Source organism: Paractinoplanes rishiriensis (genome assembly GCF_016862375.1).
Classification (GTDB): domain Bacteria; phylum Actinomycetota; class Actinomycetes; order Mycobacteriales; family Micromonosporaceae; genus Actinoplanes; species Actinoplanes rishiriensis.
Genome location: NZ_BOMV01000078.1, coordinates 55,638 through 72,917 on the forward strand (window position 1 = coordinate 55,638; position 17,280 = coordinate 72,917).

Consider the following 17,280-nt stretch of genomic DNA (forward strand, 5'->3'; position numbering starts at 1 on the left):
GCGTCCTCCCATAATTGACGTGTCAACTATGGCTCAATATGATTGACACGTCAAGCACAGGAGGTGGACGTGGTGGCCGGGTCCCGCAAGCTCCCCACCCGGGAGGAACTACGCGTCTGGCGGGAGTTCGTCGAAACCGGCGAGACGCTCCGCAATCTGCTGTCCGCCCGGCTGCAGAGCGACACCGGGCTCTCCCCCGGCGACTACGCCGTGCTGCTCGCCCTCAGCGAGGCGGACGGCCACCGGGTGCGCTCGTCCGAGCTGGCCACGCTGATCGGGTGGGAGCGCAGCCGGCTGTCGCACCACCTCGGCCGGATGGAGCGCCGCGGACTGATCCGCCGCGAGGAGTGCGCCGTCGACAGCCGGGGCGCCGAGGTGGTGCTGAGCACGGCGGGCCGGGACGCGTTCCACGCGGCCACCGTCCCTCACCTGAGCGCCGTACGGGAAATGTTTGTCGATGCTCTTTCGCCCGAGCAACTCGCCGCCGCCGGAGAAATCGCCGCGGCATTGCGCCGTCGTCTTAGCGGAGCGTGAATCCCGGCTTAGGTTTGCGCCAATCGGCCACCACCCGCGACGCCGGGCTGGATCCTGCCATTCATGCATGGACATCTATCTTCGAGGCGGCTGGTCTCGCTGGCCGCGGTGGCCGCGCTGGCCGCCGGCGGCACGGCATACGCGGCGGTGCAGGCGGTGGCGGCGGCGGAGTTCACCAGCACGCTGGTCAACGCGACCTCCGCCAAGTGCGTCGAGGTGCCCGGCGCGGCCCGGCGTAACGGCCTGCAGCTCAACCAGGCGGCGTGCACCGGCGGCCCAGCCCAGCAGTTCCGGTTCACCCAGGTCGGCACCGACACCTACACGGTGCGGAACACGGCCACGGGCTACTGCCTCGAGGCGACGGGCACCGCCGACGGCGCGGCGGTCGTCCAGCGCCGCGCCTGCCGTGACCAGGCCGGTCAGCGGTTCACGCTCAAGGCGGCCGGCGACGGCTACCAGGTGGTCGGCGAGGGCTCCGGCAAGTGCGTGGAGATCGCGGCCGGTTCGGCCGCGGACGGCGCCGCGCTGCAGCAGTGGGCCTGCGGTGACCCGGCCACCGCCGGCAACCAGATCTGGCAGCTCGCCGACGTACCGGAGGCCGCGCCGTCGACGCCGGCCGCGCCGGTCGCCGCGGGCGCCAGCGGCACCAATCCTGACTGGGGCACCGCCCTGCCGCCGGCGGACGCCCCGCTCAGCCGGGCCTATCAGCTGATCCAGGGCGAGCAGGACAAGGGCTACCAGCCCAAGGCCGGCGAATGCAGCTCCGAGATCCACGCCCGGTACTGGACCTGGGGCCCGGACGGCAAGGTGTACCCGACGTGGCACCCGCCGCGGGACGCCAGCGGCTGCTCCTTCGGCCACGAGCACGGCGACGACCCGCGTACCTCGAACCTCTTCGAGAAGACCGGCTGGAACTGGTTCGGCTACACCAACGAGCTGCTCGCCCCGAGCAACCCGGCCAGTCAGCGCAACGAGGACCACGTCGGCCACAAGATCGCCGTCGGCAACAAGATCAACACCTACCTGGACAACAACGCCCGCAACTCGCCGCAGATGTCCTGCGACGCGCTGCTCAAGGCGCACCAGGGCACGCACTCCCCGGACGCGCTGACCAACAACCTGCACGAACTGTCGTACAACGTGCGGTGCGTGTTCAACGCCACCGGCGAGGTGACCGAGACCCGCTTCAACGTGCTGCTGCCGATCGGCCACCCCGGCGGCCACACCGTCAACAACATGTGCGACGGCAGCGGCACCACCCAGCACAACGGCGTGGGCACCGCGTCCCCCGCCGACTCACCCGACGGCGGCTACGCGCACCGCAAGATCGCCGACGCCGCGTGCGCCAGCAAGGTCAAGGCCGGCGACGGTCAGATCACCCGGATGGACGAGCTGTGGTCGCTCGAACTGCACGTGCGCAACCAGGGCGGTCTCAAGCGGTTCGACCTCAACCCGTATCTGATCGTGTCGAACCCGAGCCGCTACTACGACCCGGCCCTGCCCGGCAAGATCGGGCGCAACATCGACCTCTGCTACCAGGGCGCCCGGGGTGCGGCCTGTGACACCGTCCGGGCGCTGACCGCCAAGTCCGGCGAGCAGGTCGCCTGGGACAGCCCGCAGTCCCCGCTCAACGGCGCCCGCCGCCACCTCGACCCGAACCGTTTCGTCGTGCAGAACACCGGCCCCACCACGCTCTACACCGACGTGTTCGGCCGGCGGTTCAGCACCACCACGTTCCCCGGCGCGATCGAACAGTTCATCTCGGGCAACCAGACCGCCAACGCCGAAAGCCAGGGCGACATCTTCATCCCGTTCAAGAACTTCGCCGCCAACCCGGCCGACGCCATCCGCTCCCCGAACTGACCAGGTGGAAAGACGAACCGTTCGGCCGGATGATCCCGGCCGGACGGATTGTCCACACCCGAGCGTGGCGCCTTACAGTGACGATGTTCGATCTGCCGCCGCCACGGCTCTCGGGGGACTTCAGTGATCCGATTCGCATCCGGTTACCGCTCGCTGCTGGCTCTGATGGTGGCGGCCTCGGCCGGGCTCATCCTGGCCGGCACCGCCGAGGCCCGCACCCCCGTGGTGCAGACCTTCGCCCAGCTCCCACCCGGGCCCTGGCGGATCAACCAGCCGGCGACCGTCAGCGGCAACATTCTCACCCTCGGCTCGTACGGGTTCGTCGGGCTGTTCGACGAGGCGCCCAGCGACTGGATCGGCAACGCCGACAACAACCTGGGCTGGAGCGTCGAGGCGCGGGTGCGCCTGGACGAGTCGGTGACCGAGGACTGCGGCAGCAGCGAACCGGCCCACCTCTGGGCCGGCGATCACCTCACGGTCGTCATGGTCGGCTTCGCCCGCGGGCAGGTCTGCCTCACCTATCCGGACCGGGTGGTCCACCCGATGGACACGCAGAGCGCGTTCCACACCTACAAGCTCGAAGTGCGCCGGGAACGCGTCAAACTCTCCGTCGACGGCCGCCTGGTCATCGACCACACCCTGTCCTGGGCCGGCGGCGGCACCCCGGCGCTGATGGCCGAGAGCCTCACCGGCATCTCGCACTGGCAGTACCTGCGCTACGACACCACCCCGTCGCTGCCCCGGTGCACGATCCACGGCACGCCCGGCCCGGACCGGCTGGCCGGCGGGCCCGGCGCCGACGTGATCTGCGGCGGCGACGGCGCCGACGAGTTGATCGGCGGCGGCGGTGACGACGTGCTGATCGGCGGCCTCGGCCCCGACGTGCTCAGCGGCGGCCGGGGCCGGGACACGCTGGTCGGCGGCGACGACGCCGACGTGCTCGACGGCGGCACCCAGGACGACACCCTCTACGGCGGCTCGGGCCAGGACCGGTTCCCGGCGCCGGCCGAGCGCGACGGCGCCGACGTCCTCTCCGGCGGCCCCGGAAGCGACACCGCCGACTACCGCGCCCGGACCGCCCCGGTCACGGTCAGCCTCGACGGGCTGGCCAACGACGGCGCCGACGGCGAGCGGGACACCGTCGGCCGGTACCGCTGGGACGCCGGACTCTCCGGCCAGGCGTCCGACGTCGAGGCGGTGGTCGGCGGCAGCGGGGCCGACACGCTGATCGGCGACCACCTCCGCAACCTGCTGACCGGGGGCGCCGGCGCCGACGTCCTGCGCGGCCTCGACGGCGAGGATGTCCTCGACGTGCTGGACGGCGCGCCCGGCGACCTTGCTGACGGCGGCGGCGGGTTCGACTCCTGCGCCGGCGACCCGGGCGACGGACTGGCCTCCTGCAACGAGCCGCGCTGTCCGCCCACCTCGATGACCATGCCGCCGCCGCCCGCGACCGGCTCGGCCCGGCCGGTGGCGCCGGCACCGCAGGCCGCCCCGACGGCGTCCGGCGCGCTCCTCACCACGACGCCGCCCGGCACGCCCACCCCGCCGCCCGGCTCGCCGACGCCGCCGCCCCCGCCGCCGCCGTCCTGCCCGACGTACCCGCCGACCTTCCCGCCGACGCCGACGTCGTCGTCCGTGGCGGCGGCACCCGGTGAATCCGGCGCCCGGACGCTGACCCGGGGCTGACAACGTGCTTGTCTAGGTGGTCATGAGGAAGCTGACACCGACAAAGACCAAAAACCTTGACCGGTACGGGAACCCAGCGCTCGACTGGGCACGCGCACAGGAGGCGCTGTCCGTCCCGCCCGGGCCCGAGATCACGTTCTTTCTCGGCACCTGCCGGCCGGACGGCACGCCGCACGCCGCCGGCATCGGGGCGCTGTGGCTGGCCGGGCACCTGTACTTCACCAGCAACCTGGCCGCCCGCAAGGCCCGCGACCTGGCGGCCAACCCGCGCTGCACGATCTCGGTGCGGCTGCCGGGTATCGACCTGGTGCTTGAGGGCACCGCGGCGGTGGAGTCCGGCCCGGAGGTCCTGGAACAGGTCGCGGCCGGCTACCGCGAGGGTGGCTGGCCGTGCCGGGCCGAGGGCGGCGCGCTCACCGCGCCGTTCAGCGCGCCGAGCGCCGGGCCGCCGCCGTGGCACGTCTACCGGTTCACCTACATCACCGTGGTCGGGGTCGCCACCGAGGAGCCCTACGGCGCGGCGCAGTGGCGCTTCGCGTGACCGTGGTGCGGGCGGCGCTCGTCGTACTCCTGATTGTTGCTCTGCTCCTGGCTCTGCTCTGGGTGGCGCAGCGCAAGCTCGTCTACTTCCCGGACCGGTCGGCGCCGCCGCCCGCGGGCCAGGTGCTGCCGGGTGCCCGGGACGTCACGCTGACCACGGCCGACGGGTTGCGGCTGACCGCCTGGCTGGTGCCGGGCACGCCGGACCGGAAGGTCGCCGTGCTGGTCGCGCCCGGCAACGCGGGCCACCGGGAGGGCCGGGCGCCGCTGGCCGCCGCCCTGGCCGCGAAGGGCTTCACCGTGCTGCTGCTCGACTACCGCGGCTACGGCGGCAACCCGGGCGACCCCACCGAGCAGGGCCTGGCCCGTGACGTCCGGGCGGCCCGTGACTTCCTGGTGGGCCCGGCCGGTTTCCCGCCGGAGCGGCTGCTGTATTTCGGCGAGAGCCTGGGCGGCGGCGTGGTTACCGGGCTGGCCGTGGAGCACCCGCCGGCCGGCCTGATCCTCCGCTCCCCCTTCACCGACCTGCCATCCGCCGGCCAGAAGCACTACCCCTTTTTGCCGGTACGCCTGCTGGCCCGCGACCGGTACCCCGTGGCCGACCGGATCGCCGGCATCACGGTGCCGACCGTGGTCATCTACGGCACCGGGGACCGGGTCGTGCCGCCGGAACTCAGCGCGGCGGTCGCCGGCCGCGCGGCCGGCCCGGTGCGGGTGGTGGTGATCGAGGGCGCCGACCACAACGACGCCGTCCTGGTGCACGGCCCGCAGGTGACAGACGCGGTGGCCGGCCTGCTCTGATCGCAGGCCGGCCACCCCAGGCGTGCTCAGACGGCCGGAGCCGTGCTCTTCTCGTCCGGGTGCTCACCGGCGGCCGCGGCGGCCTCCGCCTCGGCGATGATGAGCTTCTCCTCCTCCTGGTTCTTGCGGTACTGGATGACCGAGTAGGCGATCGCGGCCGCCCAGGCGGCGTAGATCACCGCGTAGAAGCCGTACCGGACGCCGTCGGCGGCGTCGATCCAGTCGCTGCGCAGCAGCGTGCGGGTGTTGGTCAGGATGATGACCCCGCCGACCAGGGAACCCAGCACCCGCGGCGGGATGTGCCGGACCAGCCAGGCCGCGATCGGCGCGGCGATCAGGCCGCCGATGAGCAGCGCGGCCACCCAGACGAAGTTCACGCCCTCGGAGCCGATGCCGATGATGAAGCCGATGCTGGCCGCCACCGCCACCAGGAACTCGCTGGTGTCGATCGAGCCGATCGTCTTGCGCGGCTCGAGCCGGCCGCTGGCCAGGATCGCGGGCGTGCCGACCGGGCCCCAGCCGCCGCCACCGGTGGAGTCGACGAAGCCGGCGACCACGCCGAGCGGGGCGAGGAACCGCTTGCGCAGCGGCTTGCCGAGGCGGCCCTTGGGCAGGCCGAACGCGGTGAACCGGATCAGCACGTAGAGACCCAGCACCAGCAGGATGATCGACATCAGCGGGGCGGCGGTCTCGGTGGAGAGGCTGGAGAGGAACGTCGCGCCGGCGAAGGCACCGACCGCACCGGGTATACCGATCTTGGCGACGACCTTCCAGTCGACGTTGCCGAACTTCCAGTGCGAGAAGCCGGACGCCAGCGTGGTGCCGATCTCGGCCAGGTGCACGGTCGCGGACGCGGCGGCCGGGTTGGTGCCGATCGCCAGCAGCAGGGTGGTGGAGGTAACGCCGTACGCCATGCCGAGGCTGCCGTCGACCAACTGGGCGCCGAGACCGACCAGGGCGAGGAGGAGGAGTTTCCGCATATCTACCGCCAGGGTGCGTAGTGATTGGCAGTTGATCGACCTGCCGGGCAACGCCGCCCGGCTGGCGGATCGGTCTGGAACCGGCGGCCGAGGACCGGCCACCCATTCCCCGATATGACCTACTGAATTAATGGAGAATAGAGGACTGGTGGGCACGCAGGCAACATCAGTCCCACCGGAGATTCGCGAGCCGCGGGCCGCTGCGGCGCAGGCCAGACCGTTACGGCCGGGCGACGTACCGGATGGGTGGTTTGGCCGGAGTGTGACGCGGACGGGTGATCAGTCGCGTTCGATCGGTATGCAGTTGCCGGTGTGGTAGCTGCCGTCGGACGCCTTCGCCAAGCCGTGACCGACCTGCGCGATCCGGGCGCAGACCTTCCCGGCGTCGCCGACGGCCGTGAAGTCGGAGTCCGTGGTCCGGCGCACCGACGGCTCCTCGTCCTCGAAGTAGTACTTGCTGTGCCGCACGGCCTGGCTGCCCATCGTCGCCTCGTCCGGGCGGGTGCCGTCGCCGCCGTACATGTGCAGGTGGAAGCCCTTCCTGATGTCGGGCTCCGAGCCGTTCCACTCCGCCTCGTAGTAGACGGTGAAGGTGGTGCCGCGCAGCGTCGCCCGGGTGAGACAGACCCAGCGGGTGCTCTTCTTCATCTCATCCGTGCACTGCTCGTCGGGCGGCACCACGGGAGCGGGCGCGGCGGCCGAAGCGCTGGTCGGAGGCGCGCTCTGCGGCAGGTTCCGGGCCGCGTCGGCGGGGTCCTTCCGCTCGTCCGGCCGGGCCAGCAGCCAGATGGTGCCACTGACCGCCAGCAGCAGGACGGTCGCGGCGGCGAGGAGGAGCGGAACCCACCGCCGGGACGGCGCCGCGGGCGGCACCGGCGGCAGCACGGGCGGCACCGGGACCACGCCCGACGGGCCGATCGTGACGCGACCGGCGACGCCGGCCTTCGGCAGGGGCGGCTTGTCCTCCGCCGGCTGGGGCGCCAGCGGAATCTCGCCGGTCGGCTCCTCGTCGGCATCCGGTTCCGGCGCGGGTGCCGGCGCCGGGGGCAGGGCCACTGCGGGGGTCGGTGCCGGCCCGGCGATCGCGGTGCCCGCCTGGCAGGCCGCGCCGAGTGCCACCGCGAGCTTGGGGTTGGCATCCACCGCGACCGGCAGGCCCAGCTTCTCGCCGACCATCCGCGCCACGATCGGCATCCGGGACGAACCGCCGATCAGCAGCACCGAGCCCAGCCCGTCGGGCGCGTAACCGGCCGAGCGGACGACGCGCAGTAACGCCTCGGCCGACTCCGCCAGCGCCGGCCGGACCATCGCCTCCAGTTCGGACCTGGTCAGCCGGACCTCCGTGCTGAGGTTCGGCAGCAGTACCGGGATCGTCGCGTCGGTGTCGGCGGAGAGGGCCTCCTTGGCCTGCACGCACTCCTCGCGGAGACGCTCAAGCGCCGCGTCGTCGCCGTTCGGTGCCGGCGCGCCGCCGGCCGCCGCCGTGACGTGCGCCAGGACCCGGTCGTCGAACTCGAGGCCGCCGAGGCCCTCGACCGTCTCCGCCTGGCCGACGAAGTCGAAGCCGTCGGCCGTCTTGCGCAGCACGGCCGCGTCGAAGGTGTGGCCGCCGAGGTCGTACACGGCGACCACCGCGCCCGGCCGCAGTCCCTTTTGCTGCGCATGGAAGGTCGCCGCCGCCAGCGGTTCGGCGATCAACTGGACGGGTTGCTCCACATCGGCGAGACGGATCACCTGGCGCAGCAGGTCAGTCTGGTAAGGACCCCAGTTGGCCGGGTGGGAGAGGCAGATCGACTCCGGCGGGCCGCCCTCCCGTTGCGCCACGGTGTCGAGCACCGACCGCAGCATCCGGGCCGTCAGGGCCGCACCCGAGTACGGCGCGCCGCCCAGCAGGGTCGGCGTGGTGTCACCCAGTCGCAGCCGGAACCGCCGGGCGACCCGGCCCGGCTCGCTGAGCCCGCGCCGGCTGGCGCTCTCGCCGGTCAGCACCGACCCGTCGGCCCGCAGGAACACCACCGACGGGATGGCCGCCGAGTGGCTGCCCAGCGTGACGATCTCCGCCCGCCCGTCCCGCCAGACCGCGGCGGCGGTATACGTGGTGCCGATGTCGATACCGACTGCGTACATCGCAAGGAGGGTACGGCATCCCTCAGCGGCCGGCGGCCGGACTCGCGTACCAGTCGCCGTCGTGCAGGATCGTGGTGACCGCGCGGGTGGTGGCGGACGTCGGGTTCACGTACCGGTGCGGCTGCATGGACGAGAAGTGCATGCTGTCGCCCTCGCTCAGGTGGAACTTCTCGAACCCCAGGTAGATGTCGAGTTCGCCGCTGAGCACCAGGATCATCTCCTCACCCATGTGCCGGTACAACGTGGAGTTCGACTCGGCGCCGGGGCCGTACACCAGCTCCAGGAACTCGATGTTCTTGAGTGGACTCGGGGTGAGCCGCTCCCAGCGCACGCCGCTCTCGATGTCGATGGCCGGGCGTTCGGCGCGGCGCACCACGTAGCGCGCCTCGGCGGCGGACGCGGCGGCGCTCGGCTCGTCCTCGCCGGCCGTCGGCGGTGTCGTGGCGGTCTCCCGGAAGAAGGCGTCCACCGGCACCTCGAGCGCCTCGGCGATCGCGAACAGGGTGGAGACCGAGGGGCGCGACTGCCCGCGTTCGATCTGGCTCACCAGCGAGGCGGAGACGCCGACGTGCCGGGCGAGGTCGGACACCCGGATGCCGCGCTCGGCGCGGAACGCCGCGACCCGGCGGCCGATGCCGTCGGCCGGGTCCTCCCGGCGCGGGCCGCCCTCTGCTCCGTCGGCGGCCGCGGGACCGCCGGTCAGTGTTGTCTCGGACATGTCACCTTCAGCTGAAGTATCACTTAACCGATCCTAGCCGGTGGGGTCGATGGTGCTCCTGTCCCCGCCATGGAAACAAGGGCTTAACAAACGAATTTAGTGGTGCTACCGTCCCGATACCGATCGGGTGATCCACAACACTGACACTAAACTCCCACTCCCAAGAGGAGTTCCTGGCATGAAGGAAGCCTTCGGTGGACTGAGCAGCGATTGGAAAGAGGGCATCAACTGGGCCGCGGTGCGCTCCTGGCGCCTCGACCGGGCCCGCGAGGCGATGAAGCGGCACGGCCTCGGCGCTCTCCTCCTGATGTACGACGAGAACATGCGGTACGTCTCCTCGACGTACACCCCCGGCTGGAACCGGCTCAAGCCCGGCCTGCGCTACGTGGTCCTCTGCGAGGGCCGCGAGCCGATCGTCTACGAGCAGGGCGACATCGGCATCCACCTGAAGGAACACAACCCCTGGATCCCGCCGCAGAACGTCCGGCACTCGTACTCGTGGATCAAGGGCGCGGTCGGACCGGCCGCCACCCAGCAGGTGAACAAGTTCGTCGAGGCGCTGGTCGGCGACTTGGAGGACGCCGGCGTGCGGGACAAGCCGCTGGGCGTGGACTTCATCGACATCAACATGCTCAAGGCGTTCGAACGGGCCGGCGTGAACTGGACCGACGGCATGTCGCCGATGATGGAGGCCCGGGCGATCAAGAGTCCGGACGAGCAGAAGGCCTCCCGGATCGTCGGCGCCATCTGCGACACCCTGCACTACAAGTACACCCAGTGGCTGCGTCCCGGCCTCACCGAGAACGAGGTCGCGGCGTTCGGCTTCGAGGCTCTCTACAGCATTCCCGGCATGGAGGACGTCGAGGACGTCATCGTCTCGTCCGGCCCGAACGCCTGGCCGAACTGGCGCAACTTCTCCGACCGGATCATCCGCCCCGGCGAACTGGTGATCATCGACCTGGCGGCGCTCACCTGGAACGGCTTCAAGTCCTGCGTGTACCGCACCTACTGCGTCGGCGGTAAGCCCACTGACGAAATGAAGCGCTACTACGAAACCGCGCACAAGTGGCTCTGGGACGCCATCGACGCGGTGAAGCCCGGTGCCACCACCGCCGACATCGCCTCGAAGTGGCCCTCGGCGCAGGAGGCGTGGGGCTACCAGGAGGAGGACCAGGCGGCGGCGAACCTCTGGGGGCACGGTCTCGGCCTGGCCCAGTACGACCGTCCGGTCATCTCCCGGATCTGGTCGCTGGACCACCCCGAGGAGATCAAGCCCGGCATGGTCTTCGCGCTGGAGACCCAGCACGGCAAGGTGCACGAGTTCGGCGTCCGGCTGGAGGAGATGCTGCTGGTCACCGAGGACGGGCACGAGGCACTGTCCACATACGCGTCCAATGAGATCATCTGCGTCGGCTGAGGCCGCCGACCCGGCGGTCGTCGGCGCAAAGGCAGCCACGCTGGCGCTGGCGCGCCGGGTGGGCCTGCCGGTGCTCCCGGGCTGGGTGCTGCCGGTGGCTTCCGGGCGGGCGGCCGCCACGGCGGCGGCCACGGCGCTGGCCGAGCGCGGCACCGGCGCGGCCCGCCCGGCCGCGCTGCGCACCCCGCTCACCGGCCGCGAGGAAGAGGCGCTGCGGACGGCGGTCGTCGAGCTGGGCGGGCGGGTCATCGTCCGCTCGTCCAGCCCGCTCGAAGCCGATCTCCGCTGGTCCGGCGCCTTCGCCTCGGTCGGCGAGGTCGGCCCGGACGACATCGGCGTCGCGGTCCGGTCGTGCCGGGCTTCGGCCTTCGCGCCCGATCCGCTGGAGCGGGCCGAAGCGTGCGGCGTGGCGCCGGAAGACCTGGCACTGGCGGTGCTGCTGCAACCCGAACTGATCCCCGAGCGCGGCGGTGTCGCCCGGATCGTCGACGGCACGGTGCACATCACGGCGGTCGACGGCCACCCGGGCGCGCTGCTCAGCGGCTGGACCACCGGCAAGACGATCACCGACGGCGCGGTGACCGCTCTCGCCGAGCAGACGGCCGGCCTGCTCGGCCACGACACGATCGAGTGGGCCGTCGCGGACGGCACGCTCTATTTGCTCCAGTCCGCGAAATCAGCTGAAAAACCGATAAATCGGGAAAACGCGGCTGGAGGGCGGTGGGTCAGCGGCGTCGGCGCGGACGGGCAGTGGGCCGACGCCGCCGCGGACGGGCAGTGGGCCGACGCCGCCGCGGACGGGCAGTGGGTGGGCGGCACCGTCGCGGTGGCGGGTGACGCCGTCGGCATCCTCCGCTACGTCCATCCCCATCAGCCGGTCAGCACGGCCGAGCCGACGATTCTCGTGGTCGATCGGCCGGTGCCCGCGCTGGCTCCCCTTCTCTTCGGCGCCCGCGGGCTGGTCAGCGTTTCCGGGCCGGCCGCGTGCCACCTGGTCGAGGTCGCCCGCGCGATCGGGGTGCCGGTGCTCACCGGTGCCGACGTCGCGTCGGTCACCGGGCCCCTTGCACAGCTCAACGCCGGCCGCCGGCTGGCCGCCATCGACGGTGCTCGCGCCGCCCTGGTGGTTCAGCCCGGCCCGGCCGCGGCGGCGACCGACCTGGCCGCAGCCGTCACCACGGTCACGTCCGCATTGGAGTAGATGTCGCAATAGTCCTGGAGAACATCATGACCCGCATCAGTCGACGCAATGTCCTTCGAATAGCACTTCTCGGCACGGGCGCGGCGGCGGTTCCGTCGGCCCTGGGCGGTTGTTTCCTGGCCGACGACGACGGGGGGTCGTCCGGTGCGAACGGCTCGTCCGCACCCATCCGGTTCGCCTTCGCGCCCGAGGCGATCTGGGACTTCATGAAGGAAAAGGGCACCATCACCAAGTGGGAGCAGGACACCGGCCTCAAGATCGAGACCTCGACCACCTGGGACGAGTTCACGTTCTTCGCCGGCGGGCACGGTGACATCGTCTCCACCGCCACCTACGAACTGCCGCTGCTGGAGAAGCAGACCAAGATCAAGACGGTCACGTTCGGCAAGTACAACCTGCTGCGCATCACGCCGGTGACCCGGGCCGACAAGCCGTACCAGACCCTCGCCGACATCCCGAAGGGCTCCAAGATCGCGGTGCCCAGCGCGGTGGCCTCGACGCTGCTCTGGGGGATGTTCGCCAAGGAACTGCACAACCTCGACTTCAAGGTCGGCCAGGGCGACTACAACCTGGTGGTCGAGGACCATTTCGTGATGGCCGAACACGTCGACCGCGGCGAGGTCGAGGCGGCGCTGGTCATCCCGGAGGCGGCGATCGGGCTGCTGCGCCAGGGCAAACTCAAGGTGATGTACGACGGCAAGCTGCCGCACGAGATCTACGGCCCGATCTGCTCCTGCACCCACCTGGGCGTGATGGGCAACCTCTTCACCGCCACCGAGTCCTGGTACGACGCGAACAAGGACAGCGCCAAGGCGTTCCTCGGCCTGTGGGAGGAGGGCATCAAGCTCTGGCGGGCCAACCAGGCCGAGATCATCAAGAAATTCCCGCAGCACTTCTCGGTCGAGGCCGACGAGGACGTCAAGGCCATGCAGGACTACCTGGCCGCGCACGACTGGTTCGTGGACAGCGTCTACATGGACCAGACCTGGATCGACCAGGAGATCCGGCTCTACGAGCTGATGAAGCGGTCCGGATTCATGGACCAGGACGCACCGACCCCGCGCTTCGAGCCGATCACGCCGTGATGACGCAAACCCTGGCCGCCCGGACGGAGCGTCGCAGCCGCTGGCTGTGGCGCATCGCCGGCTACGTGTTCTTCGTGGGCCTCTGGCAGTTCACCTCGACCTTCCTGGTGGCCGACTTCATCGTGCCGCCGCCCGCGGTGATCCTCGCCGAGATGTGGGAGATCGTCGCCAGCGGCCAGGTGTGGGTGCACTTCGGCGCCACCCTGCGCACCATCGCCGTCGGCTTCGTCATCGCGTACGTGCTCGGCAGTGTCATGGGTTTGCTGATGGGCCGCAGCAAGTGGTGGGAAGCCTTCCTGTCGGACTGGGTGATGGCCACCCTCACCACGCCCGGCCTGATCTTCGCCCTGGTCACTGCCATGATCTTCGGACTCGGCGCGACCGGCCCGATCGTCGCGGTGATCGTCACCTCGTTCTCCTACATCGCGGTGAACGTGGTCGAGGGTGTCAAGGCGGTGCCCCGGGACCTGACCGACATGGCCCGATCGTTCGGCCGGCCCCAGGCGTACATCCTCAGGCATGTGTATCTGCCCTTCCTGGCGCCGTATCTCTTCACCGCGACCAGGTACGGGTTCTCGATCGCCTGGAAGATCGCCACGCTGGCCGAGGTCATCGTCGGCACCGCCGGCATCGGCTTCATGATGCGGCAGAAGTTCCAGCAGTTCGAGATGCAGGGCTTCCTCGCCTGGGTGCTGCTGTTCTTCGCGTTCGCCCTGTTCCTGGAGCGGGTCGTGCTGCAACGGCAGATGAAGCACGTGCTGCGCTGGCGGCCGGAGGTGGCCCGATGAGCATCGACCGGATCCCCAAGTGGCTGAAGCACCCGCGCGCCGCCCGCATCCTGTCCTGGGTCGCGTTCGTGGCGGCCTGGCAGCTCATCGTGCCGGTCCTGCCGACCGACCTGGTGCCGACGCCCTCCCGGGTGGCCGTGTTCATGTGGGACGAGCTGCGGATGGACACGCTCGCCCCGCACACCGTCTACGAGTCGTTCGGGCTCAGCTTCCAGCGCCTCGGCGTCGGCCTGTTCCTGGCGTTCGCGATCGGCATCCCGCTCGGGCTGCTGATGGGCCTCAACCGGCGGGCCGAGTGGTTCGGGCACGACTTCGTGGTGGTCGGCCTGGCCATGCCGTCGCTGGTGTGGGCGCTGATCGCGGGCATGTGGTTCGGCTTCGGCGACCTCGCCCCGGTGATGACCGTGACGCTGGCCGCGGTCACGTTCGTGGTGATCAACGTGGCCGAGGGCGTCCGGAACGTGCCCAAGGACCTGCTCGACATGGGTGGCGCGTACGGGGTCGGCCGCTTCGGGATGATCCGGCACGTCATCTTCCCGTCGCTGATGCCGTTCTTCTTCGCGGCGCTGCGCTACGGCCTCGCCAACGCCTGGAAGGGCCTGGTGCTGGCCGAGGTATGGGCGTCCACCGAGGGCGCCGGCTGGGTGATCAAGTTCTGGTACGACGCGCACCGCAGTCAGGGCATCGTCGGCTACGCGCTGTTCTTCATCATCGTCGCGATCTTCATCGAGCGGGTCGTCTTCGGCCGGCTCTCCGGCTGGGTGTTCCGCTGGCGCCCGGCCGACAACCGGGAGGCCCCGGAGCCGGAGCCGGTCGAGAAAAAGACACCCGCACTGGAAAGGAGCTGACCATGGCCAGAATCAAGGTCACCGACCTGCGCAAGGAGTTCGTGACCGGGACCAAGACCGTGGTCGCGATCGAGAACGTCTCGTTCGAGGTCAGCGGGCACGAGTTCGTCAGCGTGGTGGGCCCGTCCGGCTGCGGCAAGTCGACGCTGCTCAACGTCCTGTCCGGCATCGAGCAGGCCACCCGCGGCACGGTCGAGATCACCGAGGGCAACCGCAAGGCCAAACTCGGGTACGTCTTCCAGTCCGCGCGCCTGCTGCCGTGGCGCTCGGTCCTCGACAACCTGCTGTTCGTCCAGACCGGCCGCGGTGCCGAGGTGCGGCAGCGGTGCGAGAAGTACCTGGACATGGTGCAGCTCGCGCACACCGCCGGGCAGTACCCGGGCGAACTCTCCGGCGGCATGCAGCAGCGGGTCGGCATCGCCCGGGCGTTCTCCATCGAGCCGGACCTGCTGCTGATGGACGAGCCGTTCAGCCACCTGGACGCGATCACCGCCCGGTCGCTGCGCCGCGAACTGCACACGCTGTGGCAGGAGACCCGCAAGACGGTGCTGTTCGTGACCCACGACGTGAGCGAGGCGGTGGAGCTGTCCACCCGGATCGTGATGCTCGCGAAGGGCGGCCGGCTGGTCGCCGACCTGCCGGTGGAGCTGCCGTTCCCGCGCGACCCGGCCTCCGACGACGTGGCGCTGGCCCGGGCCGACCTGCTGCGCCGCTTCGAGTCCCTCGACCTGCTGGCCACCTGAGGAGGCTGTCCCTTGCTCACCGTTGACGTACACAACCACTTCGCCCCACTGGAGATCATCGCGGGTGCGCGCGCCGGGGACGGCCTGGACGGGCTGCGGGTCGAGGTGGTGGACGGCCAGGAATACATGGTGCACCGGCAGGGCTTCCGCTGGCCGGTCGAGCCGGCGTTCTACGACCTGGAGGCCCGGCTCGCGGCCATGGACGAGCGCGACACCGACGTGGCGGTGCTGTCGCTGGCGCCCACGCTGCTCATGTACTGGCTCGACGACCCGTCGGCGGCGGCCGACTTCGCCCGGCTGGTCAACGAGGCGCTGGCCGCGTTCGCCGCCGGATCGGGCGGGCGGATCGTGCCGGTCGCCACGCTGCCCATGCAGGACACCGGCGCGGCCGTGGCCGAGCTGCGCCGGGCGGTGACCGAACTGGGCATGAAGGGCGCGCAGATCGGGCCGCGGATGGAGGAGCTCGGGCTGGACCACGAGCGGGTGCGCCCGGTGCTGGCCGAGGCGGCCCGGCTCGGCGTGCCGCTGATCCTGCACCCGTACAACGTCGGCAAACGGGCCGGGCTGGAGCGGTTCTACCTCTCCAACCTGATCGGCAACCCGCTCGAGTCGACCGTCGGCGCCGCCCACCTGATCTTCGGCGGCGTGCTGGACGAGCTGCCCGGCCTGCGACTCGTCCTGATGCACGGCGGCGGCTATCTGCCGTACCAGATCGGCCGTCTGAACCACGGTCACCGGGTGCGCGCCGAGTCGAAGGGGTGCGCGCACGAGCCGTCCGCCTACCTGCGCCGGTTCTGGTACGACACCATCACGCACGCGCCCGACCCGTTGCGCTTCCTGGTCGGCCAGGTGGGCGCCGACCGGGTGGTCTACGGCACCGACTTCCCGTTCGACATGGGCGGCGGTCCGGTCGCCGAGCAACTGGACGGCACCGAGCTGGACGACCACGATCGGGCGCTGATCGCCGGCGGAAACGCGGTCGATCTCTTCGGTCTGGAGGCGCGGTGATGGCCGGCTTCAAGGTCGTGGTGACCGATCAGGTGTTCCCGGACATCGACATCGAGCGCGAGCTGATCGAGGCGGCCGGCGGCACCATCGAGGTGGCCACCGGCTCCCGCGAGCAGGTGCTGGCCACCGCCGCCGACGCCGACGCGCTGCTGTGCACGTACTTCCCTCTCGGTGCCGTTGATCTCGGTCTTTTGAAAAACTGCAAGATCATTGCGCGGTACGGGATCGGCGTGGACAACGTGGATCTCGAGACGGCCCGGGTCGGCGGCATCGTGGTCACCAACGTGCCGGACTACTGCGTCGAGGAGGTGGCGCTGCACACCGTCGCGCTGGTGCTGGCGATGGTGCGCAAGATCGCCGAGGGCGACGCGCTGGTCCGGTCCGGCGGGTGGGGGTCGGCCAGGCTGGGAGAGGTACGCCGGCTCAGCACGCTGACGGTCGGCCTGCTCGGCTACGGCCGCATCGCCCGCGACGTGGCTGCCATCCTGCGCCCGCTCACCGCCGGACTGCTGGTGCACGACCCGTTCGTCACCTGGGCCGAGGACCGCCTGGTCGACCTGCCGACGCTGCTCGCCGAGTCGGACGTGCTCAGCGTGCACTGCCCGCTCACCTCGGAGACCCGCGGCCTGGTCGACGCGGCGGCGCTGGCCCGGATGAAACCCGGCGCGCTGCTGGTCAACACGTCCCGCGGCCCGATCGTGGTGCTCGACGACGTGGTCCGGGCGCTGACCGGCGGCACCCTGGGCGGCGCCGCGCTGGACGTCTTCGAGTCGGAACCACCGCCCGGCCGCCGGCTGGCCGAGGTGCCGCGGCTGCTGATGACGCCGCACTCCGCCTTCTACTCCCGCGAGGCGATCAAGGAATCGCAGCGCAAGGCCGCCACCCAGGTGCTCAAGGCGCTGCGCGGCGAGCCGCTCGACTACCGGGTCGCGTGACTG

16 protein-coding genes are annotated in these 17,280 nt (G+C 70.9%); 13 read left to right on the forward strand and 3 right to left on the reverse strand.

Annotated elements, in window-relative coordinates:
* Window positions 1–42 precede the first annotated feature (42 nt).
* The 5 genes from Ari01nite_RS37035 to Ari01nite_RS37055 all read left to right on the forward strand — a co-directional run bounded on the left by Ari01nite_RS37035 (window position 43) and on the right by Ari01nite_RS37055 (window position 5,427).
* Window positions 43–534, forward strand: coding sequence for a MarR family winged helix-turn-helix transcriptional regulator (locus tag Ari01nite_RS37035; protein WP_239163333.1), 492 nt, complete (start codon window positions 43–45; stop codon window positions 532–534).
* Window positions 535–597: 63 nt separating this feature from the next.
* The gene (locus tag Ari01nite_RS37040) at window positions 598–2,397 is read left to right on the forward strand and encodes an RICIN domain-containing protein (protein WP_203787203.1); all 1,800 of its coding nucleotides are present in this window, start codon (window positions 598–600) and stop codon (window positions 2,395–2,397) included.
* Between the two features lie 123 nt (window positions 2,398–2,520).
* Window positions 2,521–4,086, forward strand: coding sequence for a calcium-binding protein (locus Ari01nite_RS37045; protein ID WP_203787205.1), 1,566 nt, complete (start codon window positions 2,521–2,523; stop codon window positions 4,084–4,086).
* Window positions 4,087–4,108: 22 nt separating this feature from the next.
* Complete coding sequence (locus tag Ari01nite_RS37050) at window positions 4,109–4,627, forward strand: pyridoxamine 5'-phosphate oxidase family protein (protein ID WP_203787207.1); 519 nt, start codon at window positions 4,109–4,111, stop codon at window positions 4,625–4,627.
* A complete protein-coding gene (locus Ari01nite_RS37055; protein ID WP_239163334.1) occupies window positions 4,624–5,427 on the forward strand; it encodes an alpha/beta hydrolase in 804 nt (267 codons plus the stop codon). Before Ari01nite_RS37050 ends, Ari01nite_RS37055 begins: the two co-directional genes overlap by 4 nt.
* 26 nt (window positions 5,428–5,453) lie before the next feature.
* Here Ari01nite_RS37055 and Ari01nite_RS37060 read toward each other — a convergent pair whose 3' ends face one another.
* The 3 genes from Ari01nite_RS37060 to Ari01nite_RS37070 form a co-directional block, all read right to left on the reverse strand.
* Window positions 5,454–6,407: a sulfite exporter TauE/SafE family protein gene (locus Ari01nite_RS37060; protein WP_203787211.1), complete on the reverse strand. Its 954-nt coding sequence runs from the start codon at window positions 6,405–6,407 to the stop codon at window positions 5,454–5,456.
* Between the two features lie 279 nt (window positions 6,408–6,686).
* Window positions 6,687–8,534, reverse strand: coding sequence for an Hsp70 family protein (locus tag Ari01nite_RS37065; protein WP_203787213.1), 1,848 nt, complete (start codon window positions 8,532–8,534; stop codon window positions 6,687–6,689).
* A 22-nt stretch (window positions 8,535–8,556) separates the two neighbouring features.
* Window positions 8,557–9,252 (reverse strand): helix-turn-helix domain-containing protein, encoded by a 696-nt coding sequence (locus Ari01nite_RS37070; RefSeq protein WP_203787215.1) that lies wholly within the window; start codon window positions 9,250–9,252, stop codon window positions 8,557–8,559.
* Between the two features lie 178 nt (window positions 9,253–9,430).
* Between Ari01nite_RS37070 and Ari01nite_RS37075 the strand changes: the two genes are divergently transcribed.
* Genes Ari01nite_RS37075 through Ari01nite_RS37110 form a run of 8 tightly spaced genes read left to right on the forward strand, consistent with a single transcriptional unit; the run spans window position 9,431 to window position 17,277 of the window.
* Window positions 9,431–10,669: a M24 family metallopeptidase gene (locus Ari01nite_RS37075; RefSeq protein WP_203787217.1), complete on the forward strand. Its 1,239-nt coding sequence runs from the start codon at window positions 9,431–9,433 to the stop codon at window positions 10,667–10,669.
* On the forward strand, window positions 10,647–11,870 hold the full coding sequence (locus Ari01nite_RS37080; RefSeq protein ID WP_203787219.1) for a PEP/pyruvate-binding domain-containing protein: 1,224 nt from the start codon (window positions 10,647–10,649) through the stop codon (window positions 11,868–11,870). The genes Ari01nite_RS37075 and Ari01nite_RS37080 overlap by 23 nt, the downstream gene beginning before the upstream one ends.
* 26 nt (window positions 11,871–11,896) lie before the next feature.
* Window positions 11,897–12,955 (forward strand): ABC transporter substrate-binding protein, encoded by a 1,059-nt coding sequence (locus Ari01nite_RS37085; protein ID WP_203787221.1) that lies wholly within the window; start codon window positions 11,897–11,899, stop codon window positions 12,953–12,955.
* A complete protein-coding gene (locus tag Ari01nite_RS37090; protein WP_203787223.1) occupies window positions 12,955–13,743 on the forward strand; it encodes an ABC transporter permease in 789 nt (262 codons plus the stop codon). The genes Ari01nite_RS37085 and Ari01nite_RS37090 overlap by 1 nt, the downstream gene beginning before the upstream one ends.
* The gene (locus tag Ari01nite_RS37095; protein WP_203787225.1) at window positions 13,740–14,591 is read left to right on the forward strand and encodes an ABC transporter permease; all 852 of its coding nucleotides are present in this window, start codon (window positions 13,740–13,742) and stop codon (window positions 14,589–14,591) included. Before Ari01nite_RS37090 ends, Ari01nite_RS37095 begins: the two co-directional genes overlap by 4 nt.
* Window positions 14,592–14,593: 2 nt before the next feature.
* Complete coding sequence (locus tag Ari01nite_RS37100) at window positions 14,594–15,334, forward strand: ABC transporter ATP-binding protein (RefSeq protein WP_203787227.1); 741 nt, start codon at window positions 14,594–14,596, stop codon at window positions 15,332–15,334.
* 12 nt (window positions 15,335–15,346) lie between these two features.
* On the forward strand, window positions 15,347–16,342 hold the full coding sequence (locus Ari01nite_RS37105; RefSeq protein ID WP_203787229.1) for an amidohydrolase family protein: 996 nt from the start codon (window positions 15,347–15,349) through the stop codon (window positions 16,340–16,342).
* Window positions 16,342–17,277, forward strand: a complete 936-nt coding sequence (locus Ari01nite_RS37110; RefSeq protein WP_203787231.1) for a C-terminal binding protein — start codon at window positions 16,342–16,344, stop codon at window positions 17,275–17,277. The genes Ari01nite_RS37105 and Ari01nite_RS37110 overlap by 1 nt, the downstream gene beginning before the upstream one ends.
* The last annotated feature ends 3 nt before the right edge of the window (window positions 17,278–17,280 follow it).